Genomic DNA, 568 nt, shown 5'->3' with positions numbered 1-568 from the left:
TTTGCTTTCATGTCGATCATCCATAATCTCCATCAAGTCGTTCCGTTGAGCTGCTTTTAAGGGCTCTAGTCCCCAGTCATCGAGTATCAGCAGATCGATTTTGGCTAGGGCTTGAAGTGCTTTGTTATAGCTCCCATCAGCTTTTGCCTGAGCCAACTCCAGCAGAAGTCTGGAGATGCGGTAGTACTTGACGCGATAACCTTTCAGGCAGGCTGTATTGCCGAGCGCACAAGCAATGTAGGTTTTTCCACTGCCACAGGGGCCTGTGATTAGCAGGTTTTGATATTTTTTTATCCAGTCGCATTGAAGTAACGATGCCATCATGGATTGTTTCAAGCCTCGAGGGTGCTCGTAATCGATGTCTTGTGCGCTTGCCGCGATCTTCAGTTTGGCAGACTTTAGTAAGCGTTGCTGTTTACGCTGCTCTCGATCCTGGCTTTCATTATCAGCAAGCAGTTGCAGGCGCTCTCCGAAGGAGAGCCCTTCGTAGGTTCCTGGATGTTCAAGCTGGCTAGCGAGCGCATTGGCCATACCGCTAAGCTTGAGCTGTCTAAGTTGAGTGATAGTT

General features: G+C 48.9%; 1 protein-coding gene. It reads right to left on the bottom strand.

The window, feature by feature from the left end:
• Positions 1 to 568: ATP-binding protein (locus tag A3766_RS22295; protein WP_197479682.1), on the bottom strand; the 568-nt coding region annotated here is incomplete at both ends.

It is taken from the genome of Oleiphilus sp. HI0132 (assembly GCF_001635845.1).
Note: the sequence above shows the minus strand (reverse complement) of the source record. Positions and strands in the feature narration are given on the sequence as shown.